The sequence below is a fragment of the Pseudomonas avellanae BPIC 631 genome, assembly GCF_000444135.1.
In the GTDB taxonomy this organism is placed as follows: domain Bacteria; phylum Pseudomonadota; class Gammaproteobacteria; order Pseudomonadales; family Pseudomonadaceae; genus Aquipseudomonas; species Aquipseudomonas avellanae.
Genome location: NZ_ATDK01000059.1, coordinates 1 through 13097, shown reverse-complemented (window position 1 = coordinate 13097; position 13097 = coordinate 1). Strand labels below are relative to the sequence as shown.

General features: G+C 62.6%; 3 protein-coding genes. All 3 read right to left on the bottom strand.

The genetic code is table 11. From position 1 onward, the window contains the following. The coding region (locus tag DW49_RS0104595) for a condensation domain-containing protein (RefSeq protein WP_005617155.1) at nt 1–1508 on the bottom strand (1508 nt) is incomplete at its 3' end. Nucleotides 1509–1522: 14 nt separating this feature from the next. Then, nucleotides 1523–9451, bottom strand: a complete 7929-nt coding sequence (locus DW49_RS0104590; protein ID WP_024421101.1) for a non-ribosomal peptide synthetase — start codon at nt 9449–9451, stop codon at nt 1523–1525. Continuing rightward, nucleotides 9448–12858: a non-ribosomal peptide synthetase gene (locus DW49_RS0104585; RefSeq protein WP_005617137.1), complete on the bottom strand. Its 3411-nt coding sequence runs from the start codon at nt 12856–12858 to the stop codon at nt 9448–9450. Before DW49_RS0104585 ends, DW49_RS0104590 begins: the two co-directional genes overlap by 4 nt. Nucleotides 12859–13097 lie beyond the last annotated feature (239 nt).

Genomic DNA, 13097 nt, shown 5'->3' with positions numbered 1-13097 from the left:
CGTTGATGGGCGCACTGCTCAGTCGGGTAAATCGCCAGATTCTGGTTCCAGTCGCGCAGGGTGTTCTGCCGCTCTTCAACGCTCAGCAGCGGCAGGTCGGCGATGCGCTGCTTGACGTCGCGGCACATGCCGCTCAGCAGGTTGCGCCAATGCCCGGCCATACGCTCGATGGTCGTGGCGTCGAACAGGTCGGTGGCGTAGGTCAACGAAGCGGCCAAGCCGTTCTGGCGTTCGCAGGTGTCCAGGGTCAGGTCAAACTGCGCGGTGTGCTTGTCGGACACCTGATAGTCCAGGCGCAGACCGGCCAGTTCGCGAGCCTCGTTGTGGCCTTCGCTCTGGTGGTTGTAGGCCACCTGAAACAGCGGGCTGCGGCTCAGGTCGCGCTGCGGCTGCAAGGCTTCGACCAGTTGCTCGAACGGCAGGTCCTGATGGGCCTGGGCCTGCACGGCAGTCTGTTTGATCTGTTGCAGCAGGTCGGCCACGGTGGTCTGCGTGCCGAACTCGGCCTTGAGCACCTGGGTATTGACGAAGAAGCCGATCAGCCCTTGGGTTTCACTGCGGGTGCGGTTGGCGACGGGCACACCAACGCGTATGTCGGCCTGACCGCTGTAGCGGTGCAGCAAGGTTTGCAACGACGCCAGCAACAGCATGAACAGGGTGATGCCCTGCTGCCGCGCCAGTGCCTTGAGGTTATTCAGCAGCGCGGCATCCAGCTCGACATTCAGTCGCGCGCCGTCGTAGCTGCGCAGCGCCGGGCGTGGTCGATCGGTGGGCAGCTCCAGAATCGGCTGTTGATCGCCCAGTTGCTGCGTCCAGTAAGCCAGTTGGCGTTCCTGCTCGCCCATTTCCAGCCAGTTGCGCTGCCAGAGGGCGTAGTCGGCGTACTGGATCGGCAACGGCGCCAATTCGGCTTCGCGGCCCAGCGTAGCGGCCTGATAGCACTGCATCAGCTCGTCAACCATGATCGGCATCGACCAGCCATCGGAGACGATGTGGTGCTGAGTCAGCACCAGTACGTGCTCCTGCTCGCTCAGTTTGAGCAGCCTGACCCGCAACAGCGGCCCATGTTGCAGATCGAAAGGCCGCTGCACTTCCTGATCGACATAGCCTTCGACCGTTTCGCCCAGTGCCAGTTGATCAACATCGAGCGCAAACGGCGACGCCGGATGCACCACCTGCAACGCCTCGTCACCCTGCTGTTCAAACGTGGTACGCAGGGTTTCGTGACGCTCGATCAGGTGTTCGACGCTACGCCGTAATGCCTCGACATCCAGCGTGCCATGCAGGCGCAGCGCCAGCGGAATGTTGTAGGCCGCGCTGTGCGGTTCCAGTTGCCAGATGATCCATTGCCGCTGCTGCGCATACGACAGCGCAGACGGGGCCTGCGTCTCTCGCCGGGCAATCGGCGTGACCCCGTAGAGATTCACCCCCTGGCGCTTGAGCAGGATCGCCAGCGCCTTGCGTTCACGGGCGGACAGCGATTTAACGGAGTCAAGCAACTGTTGCACTGGGGTTTCTCCTGCTAAGCAATCAAATTATCAATTTCCTCCGCTGATAAACGTTTGAGTGCCTCCAGTGATTTAGTCAATTCGTCCAGTGCATGGTCACTTTCGCCATTTTTTTCTTGCAGCGTGGCGCAGAAGTCAGCCAGCACCGGCTGCTCGAACAGGTCCTTGAGGCCGACCTCGCGCTGCAACTGCTCGCGAACCCGCACCAGCATCTGCACCGCCAGCAGCGAATGACCACCGAGTTCGAAGAAGTTGTCGCTGCGACCGACCTGCCCGACCTTGAGTACGTCGCTCCAGACCGCCGCCAACTGTTCTTCCAGCGCGCCTTGCGGTGCGACGTAGGCTACTTGCAACTGACCGGCATCCGGCGCTGGAAGCGCCTTGCGGTCCAGCTTGCCGTTGGCGGTCAGCGGCAGCTTATCGAGGAAGATGAAATGCGTCGGCACCATGTAATCCGGCAGATGCGCCCGGAGCTCGGCTTTCAGGGTTTCACGTAGCGCTTGCTGATCCTGATCAGGCTGAGTCGGCAGCAGATACGCCGCCAGTTGACCTTCCAGCGCCAGCACGACCCCTTCGCGCACAGCCGAATGCGCTTGCAGCCGCGTCTCGATTTCGCCCAGTTCGATGCGGAAACCGCGGATTTTGACCTGATGGTCGATACGCCCGGCGTATTCAATGGTTCCGGCAGTTTTATAGCGGGCCAGATCCCCGGTGCGGTACAGACGACCGCCGTCGTTGGAGAACGGGTCCGGCACAAAGCGCTCGGCAGTCAGCGCCGCGCGGTTGTGATAACCCCGCGCCAGACCGGCATGGCCGATGTGCAACTCGCCACTGCAACCCTGAGCGACCGGGTTGAAATCGGCGTCCAGTACGTACCACGACAGGTCCGGGATTGCCTCGCCAATCGGGCTGGCCGGGTTTTGCGTGTCGGCCTCGGTTATGGGCCTGTAGGTCACATGCACGGTGGTTTCGGTGATGCCGTACATGTTGATCAGTCGTGGCGTTTGCTCGCCGAAACGTGCAAACCAGGGTTTGAGGCTGGCGACGTCCAGCGCTTCGCCGCCGAAGATGACTTTTTGCAACGGTAACGCCGAAGTGGAATCACAGGCCACACGCATCAACTGCTTGAAGGCGGATGGCGTCTGGTTGAGCACCGTGACCTGCTGTTCAACCAGCAGCGCATGGAACTCTTCCGGCGAACGGGTTACTTCGCGGGGCACGATGACCAGTCGGCCACCGTGCAGCAGCGCGCCGAAAATCTCCCAGACCGAGAAGTCGAAGGCGAAGGAGTGGAACAGCGTCCAGACGTCTTTTTCGCTGAAGTTGAACCAGTCATCTGTGGCGGCAAACAGGCGCATCAGGTTGTGATGAGCGAGCAAGGTGCCTTTCGGTTTGCCGGTCGAGCCCGAGGTGTAGATCACGTAGGCCAGATTGTCCGGCGAGGTCTGATTGACCGGGTTTTCAGTGCTGTAACCGTCCAGCGCATCCGCCAGATTCAGGGTTTGAACGTGTGCAGGAATCGGCAGTTGGTCCAACAAATGCGTCTGCGTCAGCAACAGCTCGATACCGCTGTCCTGCATCAGGAAGCTCAGGCGATCCTGCGGGTAATCCGGGTCCAGCGGCACGTAAGCGCCCCCGGCCTTGAGGATCGCCAGCATCCCCACAATCATCTCCAGACTGCGCTCAGCCGCCAGCCCGACCCGAACATCCGGGCCTACGCCCTGCTCGCGCAGTTTATGGGCCAACTGGTTGGCGCGGCTGTTGAGCTGCTGATAGCTCAATTGCTCGGCACCCAAGCTCAGGGCAATGGCCTGCGGGGTGCGTTCTGCCTGGGTTTCGATGCGTTGATGGGCGCACTGCTCGCTTGGAAAACGCTGCACACTTTGCGTCCAGATGGCTGGCAGGGCCAGTTCGCCAAGACGCGTCGTTGCTGATGCACTAAGGCTCTGCAGCAGGTGATCGAAGTGCGCCGCCAGTTGCAGAATGCCTTCGGCACTGAAGTGTTGCCGGTCGTAACTGAAACGTACCGACAGCACGTCGTTGGCCTCGACCACCAGGGTCAGCGGGTAATGCGCCTGCTCCTGATTGCGCAGCTCGCTGAAGGCCAGGCCCTCAGGCGCACGCTGCAAGGCTTCGGACACCGGGTAGTTTTCAAACACCAGTATGTTGTCAAACAACGCTTCGCCACTGTTGCGCGCCCAGCGCTGCAGGTCATACAGCGGCGTGTGTTCATGCTCGCGCAGGGCGATGTTTTTCGCCTGCACCTGCTGCACCCAGTCGCCGACGGTCTGTTCCGAACGCGGGCTGGCGATCACCGGCAGGGTGTTGATGAACAGGCCCAGTTGCTCCTCGACGCCCGACAATTCAGCCGGACGCCCGGCCACCGTCGCACCAAAGGTCACGCTGGACTGGCCGGTGTAGCGTTGCAGCAGCAACAGCCAGGCCGATTGCACCAGCGTGTTTAGGGTGACGTGCTGTTCGCGGGCAAACTCGCTCAAGCGCCGGGTGCCGTCGGCGTCGATCAACTGGATGTAATCGCCATAGCCCTGCTGATCGATTGATGTTTTGAAAGCTTGCAGCAGGCGGGTCGGCTCATCCAGCTCGGCCAGCTCTGCGGTCCAGAAGCGCTCGCTGACATCAGCGTCCTGATCCTGCAACCACTGGATGTAATCGCGGTAACGTCCGGCCTGTTTCGGCGGCATCTGACCGCTGTAGCGTTGCAGCACTTCGCCCAGCAGCCGCGAGCTGCTCCAGCCGTCCATCAAAATATGGTGGTTGGTGTAGATCAACTGCCAGCGGTCATCGGCAGTGCGCAGTACCGCGAGGCGTAAAAGCGGCCCTTGCGCCAGATCGAAACCTTGCTGACGGTCGGCCTGCGCCCAGTCGTCCAGCCAGCTTTCTGGCTTGCCCCGCGCATCCAGCTCGACAAACGGCAGCGTCACCTGACGCCGTACCACTTGCAGCGACTGCTCGCTCTGGCTGACAAAACAGCTGCGCAGCACCTCGTGATTATTGACCGCTGATTGCCAAGCGTTGTGGAATCGCGGCACATCCAGCCCACTGATATTCACCCGCATCTGGTTGATGTAGTTGCCCGCGCCTTCGTCAAACAACGAGTGAAACAGCATGCCCTGCTGCATCGGCGACAACGGGTAAATGTCTTCGATCTCGCCCGCCGCAATCGGCAGTGCGTCGAGTTGTGCCTGAGTGAGGTGCGCCAGCGGGAAGTCCGACGGGGTGACGCCCTGATGCCCGGCGATGCAGTGCTCTATCAGCGTGGTCAGCGCCTGCTCGTAACGGCGCGCCAGGGTGTCGATGGTCGAAGCCTGATACACCTCGCGACTGAAGGTCCAGTCCAGTTGCAACTGGCCGTCGAACACCTGACCATTGAGGCTCAGCCAGTTGCCCAGCGGGCCGTCTTCGCACAGCGCAACGCCGACACTGTCGGCGCTCGGCACGAACAACGCGCCTTGTTGCTCATTGAAGCTGCCGTCGAACTGGCCCAGATAATTGAAGGTGACTCGCGCCTGGGGCAGCGCGGCCAATGGCTGCGCAAACGTCGAGTCAGCCATATGGCGCAATACGCCGTAACCAATGCCTTTGTTCGGCACCGCGCGCAGTTGTTCCTTGATGCCGCACAGGCTCACACCCGGCGCAATGTGCGGGGTAAGGCGGACAGGGAACAGGCTGCTGAACCAGCCCACCGTGCGGCTGAGGTCAGTGTTGTCAAACAGGTCTTCGCGGCCATGCCCCTCCAACTGCACCAGCACCGATGGCTGCTGGCTCCACTCGCAGAGCACTTGCGCCAGCGCGGTCAGCAGCAGGTCGTTGACCTGCGTGCGGTAAGCGGCAGGCGCGACTTTCAGCAGTTTGTGAGTCAGGTCCTTGCTCAGCCACGACGACGCATGGGCTGCGTCGCGAGTGCGCATCGAGCCTTCGGGCTTGTCGCGAGGCAGCGGCTGATCGTCGCCCTGCAAAGCGCGCTGCCAGTAATCACGCTCGGCCGCCAGTACTTGGCCGGTCGCATACTGCTGCAATTGCTCGGCCCGGCGCTTGAGCGACGTGGTTTTCGCTGCCAACACCACAGGCTGTCCCTTCGTCAGGGCGACGTAAGCCTGTTGCAGGTCTTCCAGCAGCACCCGCCACGACACGCCGTCCACCGCCAAATGATGAATCACCAGCAACAAACGCTGCTCGCCGTGCGGAATGTTGACCAGTACTGCACGCAACAGCGGACCGTTTTTCAGGTCCAGGCTGCGTTGTGCTTCGTTCGCCAGATCGGTCAATCGTTCAGGGCTGTCCAGTTCGTGAACCCAGAGCAAATCCCGAGTGTTCAGCGCGCCGAACGTGGCTCGCCACTGGCCGTTCTGCTGCGTGAAACCGAGGCGCAGCGCGTCATGCTGTTCGATCAGTGCCGTGAGCGCAGCTTGAAGGTGGATTGCATCCAGCGTTTGCAGAGGCTTGAGCATCAGCGCCTGATTCCAGTGCTGACGTTCATGAATGTCCAGTTCGAAGAAACGTGCTTGTATCGGCAGCAGCGGCAGCGAACCGCTGATCTGCTCTGCCGCCGCAGCGGGCTTTTTCTCGATCAATTTGGCAACAGAGGCCAGCTGGCCGATGGTCTGCTTTTCGAACAACTGCTTGGGGCTGAGTTTGATGCCCTGGCGCTTGGCGCGGGCGATGATTTGCAGGCTGAGGATCGAGTCACCACCCAGTTCGAAGAAGTTGTCGGTGCTGCCGACCTTATCCAGTTTCAACACGTCGGCCCACACGGCGGCGAGCTTTTCCTCGATCTCGCCAACTGGCGCGGTATAGCGCTGTTTGATCACGCCCGGTTTTGGCAGCGCGCGCTTGTCGAGCTTGCCATTGGCGGTCAGCGGCAGGCTGTCCAGCAGCAGGATCTGCGCGGGCACCATGTAGTCGGGCAAGCGCGCCGTCAGTTGCTCGCGCAGGCTGTCGACAGTCAGGCTGGCACCGCCTACCGCGACGCAATAGGCCACCAGTTGCAGGCGCGATTCGTCTTCATCGACAGGCAACGCCAGCACACTGACTTGCGCGACCGAAGGCAGGCTCAGTAGCACCCGCGCCACTTCAGCGGGCTCGACGCGATAACCGCGCACCTTGACCTGATCGTCGGCGCGGCCGATGAATTCCAGCAAGCCCTGATGATTGCGCCGCATGCGGTCGCCACTGCGGTAAACGCGGCTGCCATCCTGGGCGAACGGGTCTGGCACGAAGCGCTCGGCAGTCAATGCAGGCTGGCCGATGTAGCCCCGCGCCACGCTGTCGCCGCCAATGTACAGCTCGCCTGCGACCTGCGTGGCGACGGGGTTCAGCACGTCATCCAGCACGTAAGCGCTGGCCCCCGGCAATGGCTTACCGACCGGCACCTTGGCGGGTTCTTGTGGGAGCGAGCTTGCTCGCGAAGGCGGTAGTAGAGCCTCAGCCTTTTGCAAGCCTGTGCCGGCCTCTTCGCGAACAAGTTCGCTCCCACAGGGGATCGCATTCAACTCGGATAAAGCAGGCACCTCATGGGTCAGCACGCCAACGGTAGTTTCGCTCGGGCCATAGTGGTTGATTACCCGGCAACCCGGCTTGAGCTGACGCACCTGCTCGACCAGCGCTGGCGAACAGGCTTCGCCGCCGACGATCAGCGCATGCTGCGGCAGCACGTCGGCGGGTTGAGCGGCTTGCAGCAGCGCAGCCAGATGACCCGGCACGATTTTCAGCACGCCCACCTGATGCTCGGCCATATAGGCCGCGAAGGCGTCCGGGTCGAACCCCAGAGACTCGGTCAGCACATGCAGCGTACGCCCTGAACACAGCGCGCCGAACAGCACGGTATGCCCCAGGTCGGCGGCGATGGTCGAGACCAGCGCCATGCTCGCCTCGGGGGCCAGTTGCAACTGCTCAAGCACGCCACGCACGTAACTGGCCAGCGCGCCCTGGCTGACCACTACGCCTTTGGGCTGGCCGGTGGAGCCGGAGGTGTGAATCACGTAAGCCGCCGAGTCGGCTGACAAATCGATATCGGGACGGCTGGTCGGCAAGCTCTGCCACAGCGCAGGTGTCCAGGCCTGGCCCTCACAACCGGCAACATCCAGTGACGTCTGACGCACATCGCCTTCGGCACACAGCAGCACCTTGGTCTGTGCATTGCTCAACATCTGTTGCAGGCGCGCATCCGGGGCTTTGACGTCCAGCGGCATGTACACGCCACCGGCCTTGAAGATCGCCAGCACCGCCGTCAGCCAGTCCAGCGAGCGCTCCATCAATACCGCGACCGGCTGGCCTTCGCGGACACCCAGTCCGATCAGGTGATGGGCCAGCTGATTGGCCGCCTGATCCAGCGCCCGCGTGCTCAAGGTGCGGTCCAGGCAGCGGGCGGCCAGCGCATCGGGCTGGCTTTCGACTTGCCGGTCCCAGAGCTGCAGCACCTGAGGCGCGGGCTCGCGCACTTCGCCAGGCAGCTCGACCGCAAGAGCGCCAAGGCTGAATAATGGCGCATCCGGTGCATTGAGCAGGGTCTTGAACAGGTCGAGCAATTCGGGGATGAAGCCCTCGGCGGTCGCACGCCGATACAGGTCGCTGGCGTAGGTCATGTCACCGTGGATCAGCGTGCCGTCGTCGGTGATGTCCAGCGCCAGATCAAAATGCGCGCCCTGCTTTTCAAACGCGTATTCGCTGACCTCCAGCCCCGCCAGCTTGAGGGCGGTTTTCTGCTTGAGGACCACGTTCTGGTTGAACTTGGCCTGAAACAACGGGTTATGCCCCAGGCTGCGCTCCGGCGCGAGGTGATCGACCAGTTGCTCGAACGGCACGTCCTGATGCGCCTGCGCGCCGAACGAGGTGTCGCGAATCTGCGCCAGCAAATCGAGGTAGCTCAGGCGCTCGTCTATCTGGCAGCGCAGCACTTGAGTGTTGATGAAGAAACCAATCAGCCCTTCGGTTTCAGCACGACCGCGGTTGGCATTGGGCACGCCGATGCGGATATCGCGCTGCCCGGCCTTGCGCGACAAAAACAGTGAGAAACCGGCCAGCACCAGCATGAACAGGCTCATGCCCTGGGTGCGGGCGAAGGCGCTGAGCTGGTGCGACAACTCAGCGCCGAAATCGAAGCGCAGGTGCTCGCCCTGAAAGCTTTGCGTGGCCGGGCGCGGGAAGTCCTGCGCGGCGTCCAGCAGCGGTTGCTCGTCGCCCAGCTGGCTGCGCCAGTAATCCAGTTGACGCTCGCCCTCGCCCGCTTCCAGCCAGCGGCGCTGCCAGATGGCGTAGTCGGCGTATTGCAGCGGCAACGCCGGCAGGCTCGGTTCGCGCCCCTCGCAATAAGCCTGATAACAGTGGACAAACTCCTGAATCATCACGTCCATCGACCAGCCATCGGAGACGATGTGGTGCATGTTCACCACCAGCACATGCTCGTCGCTGGCGAGGTGGAACAGGTGCGCGCGCAGCAGCGGGCCGGTGCGCAGGTCGAACGGCTGACCGGTGAGCGTGGTCACTTGCAGCGCCAGTTCGGCGTCACGCAATTCGCTATCGGCCAGAACCGACAGGTCAATGCTGTCCAGCGCGATGGTCTGGTTGTGCAGCAGCACTTGCAGCGCCTGATCGCCATCGGTCTGGAACACCGTGCGCAATACTTCGTGGCGTTCGATCAGGTGATCGAACGCGCGGCGCAAGGCCGACTCGTTCAGCGGGCCTTGCAGACGCAGGCCGGTGGTCATCTTGTAGGCGTCGCTCAACGGGTCGAGCTGCCAGAGGAACAGCAGACGTTGCTGGGCAAATGACAGCGGGATCGCGCTGAAATCATGACGACTGACCGGCACCGGCAACAGGCTGAAATCCTTGCCTTCCTGGCGCAAGCGGGCGAGGAACTGTTGGCGTTGTTCCAGCGAAAGGCCGACAAAACGTTTCGCGATACGTGCAGCAGTGGTCCCGGTCATGCGCCAAATTCCTCCAGTGAATCCATGAACTGGTCCATGTTGCTCCAGTCGTTATCCGTTGTGTTGTCGGTCAGCAGCGCCACTTCGGCGGCGAGTTCGCCCAGCAGCGGCTTTTCAAAGAGCACGCGCAGCGGCAGGCTGACGCCAAGCCGGGTCTTGATTCGCGCAATGACCTGCGCGGCGAGCAGCGAATGGCCGCCCAGCTCGAAGAAGTGATCGTCCAGCCCGACCTGCTGGGCGTGCAGGACTTCCTGCCAGATAGCGGCCAGGCAAGTTTCCACCTCGCTGTGCGGCGCGCGATAACGGGCTTGCAACTGGCTTGAATCGGGCGCAGGCAAGGACTTGCGGTCCAGTTTACCGCTGGGCGTGAGCGGCAGTTCCGGCAACAGCAACAGATGCGTCGGCACCATGTAATCCGGCAGGCTGGCTTGCAGCTGACTCTTGATGCGCTGGCGCACAGCCAGTTGCTCGGCATCGCTGTTCGCAGCAACCTGCGGCACTACGTAGGCAATCAGTTGCAGACTGCCGGCCAGCGCGACCGCCAGCACCACGGCTTCGCGCACGTCTGAGCATTGCTGCAGGCGCGATTCGATTTCGCCCAGTTCGATGCGGAAACCGCGAATCTTCACCTGATGATCGACCCGGCCAATGTATTCAATGGCGCCATCAGCGCGCAGTCGGGCGCGGTCGCCGGTGCGGTACAGACGTTCCCCGGATGCAAACGGGTCCGCCACAAAACGCTCGGCGCTCAGGCCCGGCTGGGCGTGATAACCCCGCGCCAGACCGGGGCCGCCGATGTACAGCTCACCCACCGCGCCTTGTGGCAGCAGGTTCAGTTGGTCGTCGAGCACGTACAAACGACGCCCCGCCAGGCCTTTGCCGATCGGCACGCCGCGCCACGACACCTGCTCCGGGGTCAGCGCGCTGCAATCGTGAATGCTCGAGACCACCGTGGCCTCGGTCGGGCCATAAGTGTTGAGCAGGCGCACCTGCCCGAGCCCAGCCTGCTGCCAAAGGCGCAGGCCTTCGACGGCCATCGCTTCGCCGCCGACGTGAATCTGCCGCAGCGCGCCGTAATGCGCAGGCGGGCTTGCGGCGAAATCCTGAACCAGCGTCAGCCAGTAGGCTGCCGGCAGGTCCGCCAGCGTCACGCCATGTTCGACGATGGCTTGATGGAAGGTGGCGCTGTCCCACAAACGCTCGTCACGCAGCACCACGGCCGCGCCGCGACACAGTGGCGGGTAGAACTGCTCGACGAAGCCGTCGAAACTTTGCGTGGCAAATTGCAGGACCCGGTCGCCTTCGCGCAGGTCGCTGTAATTCGCGCCCAGCGTGACGAACTCGGCCAACGCGCCATGACTGACCGCCACGCCTTTTGGCCGGCCGGTCGAGCCCGAGGTGTAGATCACGTAGGCCAGATTGGCCGGATCGATATCGACAACCGGGTTTTCTGCGCTGGCTGCTTCGCTGTTCATCTGATCGATGCACAGGCACTGAACGCCAGCCAGTTCAGGCAGCGTCGGCCGCTGCTCGCTGTGGGTCAGCAGCCGTTTCAGGCCGCTGTCTTGCAACACATGACGTAAACGCTCGCTCGGCGCGCCGAGGTCCAGCGGCACGTAGGCACCCCCCGCCTTGAGCACGGCCAATAGCGCGACAGGCATGTCCAGCGAACGGCCCAGCGCCACGCCAACCAGCACGTCCGGGCCAACACCCTGCTCGCGCAGTTGCCAGGCCAGGCGGTTGCTGCGCTCGTTCAGTTCGGCGTAGGTCAGCCTCGGCGTCGGGCCTTCACCGGCGAGGGTCAGCGCCAGTGCGTCCGGCGTGCGCTGTACCTGCGCTTCAAACTGGCGATGCGCGGGGGTGGCGGTGTCAGCCTTGACGGCGCTGTCGACATCCAGCAAATGCGTGCGCTCGTCGGCCGACAGCATCGACAGCTCGGCGATGGTCTGCAGTGGGTCAGCGCAGACCGACGTCAACAGGTTGCGCCAATGCGCGGCCAGGCGAGCGATGGTCGGCTGGTCGAAAATATCGGTGGCGTAAGTAAAGGCGGCGTTCAGCTGTTCGCCTTCACCGCTGGTGGCGAGCATCAGGTCGCTGGCCGCGGCGTGCGAGCGCTGGGCCAGTGCTTGTTGCTCGGCAGGCAGATTGGCCACGCGCAGGCCGCCGCTCAGCTGCTTGTCCAGCACGTCGGCCACCACTGGCTGGTGGTTGAACATCACCTGGAACAGCGGGTTGTGGCTTTGGCTACGCTCGGGCTGCAAGGCGTCGATGATGGCGTCGAATGGCAGTTCCTGATGCGCCTGGGCACCGGTCGAGGCATTGCGCACGGTGTGCAGCAAATCGACAAAGCGCGTCTGCGCCGTGACTTCGCTGCGCAATACCTGGGTGTTGATGAAACAGCCGATCAGGCCTTCGGTTTCGCTGCGGGTGCGGTTGGCGATCAGGCCGCCGACACGAATGTCGGTCTGTCCGCTGTAACGATGCAGCAGGCTTTTGAACGTCGCCAGCAGCACCACAAACAGGGTCACGCCCTGTCGTTGTGCGAGGTTTTTCAGGTTGCGCAGCAGCTCGGGCGCAAGCGACAGTTCCAGACGTGCGCCTTCATGGCTGGGCAGTGCCGGGTACGGACGGTCTGTGGGCAGTTCAAGCACCGGATGTTCTTCGCCCAGATGCTTGCGCCAGTAATCCAGTTGGCGCTCTTGTTCGCCAGCCTCCAGCCAGCTGCGTTGCCAGACAGCGTAATCGCGGTACTGCACAGCCAGTGGCTGGAAGGGCAGTGGCTTGCCGGCCAGCAACGCGTCGTAACCGCGCAGCCATTCATCGATCAGCACGTTCATCGACCAGCCGTCGGTGATCATGTGGTGCAGGTTGAGCAGCAGCAGATGTTCTTGCTCGGCGAGGCGCAATACCTGCACGGTAAACAGCGGCCCGCGCTGCAAATCGAAGGTCTGCGCCGACTGCTCGGCCATCGCCTGCCGCGCGCTCGACCAGCGCTGCTCGGGCGGCAGCGGGCTCAGGTCGATCAGGCGGATGTTTACCGGCGTGGGCGGCGCAACACGCTGAAACGCCCGCTCGCCTTCCTGACCGAAGGTGGTGCGCAGGCTTTCATGGCGCTCGACCAGCGCACTGAACGCCCGCTCCAGCAGCGGCAACTCCAGCGGGCCGTTCAGGCACACCGACATCGGCAGGTTGTAGGCTGCGCTGTGCGGGTCCAGTTGCCAGAGAAACCACATGCGTTGCTGGGCATAAGACAGCCCGTCGCGCTCGGCCAGCCCTGCACAGGAGGGAATCGGGAACAGCGCGAAATCCATGTTCTCCTTGCGCATGCCATCGAGAAACAGACGACGTTTTTCAAGGGGCAACTCGACAAAACGACGAGCGAGTTTCTGGGCGTGTTCGGGGTTCATGGGTGGAATCCTTGCTGAATGGGGCTGACCGTCGGGCGGGGTCGTATCAACAAGAACGAATTGGCGGGGAAATATTTAGAAAGGTTTGTTGTGGCGTGGAGCGGCTGAGTGTCGTGACAGCGTTCAGGGTTAGGCACAAATCCGCTTTTGCTTCTGCCCGTAGGGCGTGGGAGCGAACTTGTTCGCGATCTGCCGGGAACCGGCAGTAAAACCGTTACATATGGTGTATCAGGCACAAC